Annotated in this window: 1 protein-coding gene; it reads left to right on the top strand. The window is 62.8% G+C overall.

Annotated elements, in window-relative coordinates; genetic code table 11:
* Window positions 1-580, top strand: a 580-nt coding sequence (locus tag CXR02_RS21905) for a hydantoinase/oxoprolinase family protein (RefSeq protein ID WP_308470709.1), incomplete at both ends; no start/stop codon positions are given.

The raw sequence follows: 580 nt of genomic DNA, 5'->3' as shown, positions 1-580 counted from the left end.
GATTGGGCGGATCACCACCAGCGGTGAAGTAATCACGGCCCTGGACGAGGAAGACGTCCGGATTCAGCTGCGAAAGCTAAAGAAAAAAGGTATTGAGGCGCTAAGCATCAGCCTGATCAACTCCTACGCCAACGGCGAGCACGAGCAGCGCATCGCCGAGATCGCAGCCGAAGAACTCCCGGGCATCCCCGTTTCGCGGTCCTCCATTGTTCTCCCCGAGCTCCGCGAGTACGAGCGCACCATCACAACCGTCGCTAACGCCTATGTGCAGGGCCAGGTGTCCCGATATGTTGGCAATCTGGAGAGCAAGCTTGGCGAGGCGGGCATCGATGCGCAACTGTCCATCCTGCGCAGTGACGGTGGGCTGGTTTCGGGCCGGGTGGCTTCGGGCAACCCCGTGTCCCTCTTGCTCTCGGGACCTGCAGGCGGTGTCACCGGCGCGGTATGGGCCGCGGAACAGGCGGGCTTCTCGGACCTGTTGACCTTTGACATGGGCGGCACGTCCACCGACGTCGCGCTCGTGCAGAACCTGACACCGCGCATCGGCCGCGAAACCACTGTCGGTGACCTGACAGTCCGT

This window comes from Arthrobacter sp. 4R501, assembly GCF_002929755.1.
In the GTDB taxonomy this organism is placed as follows: Bacteria; Actinomycetota; Actinomycetes; order Actinomycetales; family Micrococcaceae; genus Arthrobacter.
This window is presented reverse-complemented; position numbering and strand designations above follow the sequence as displayed.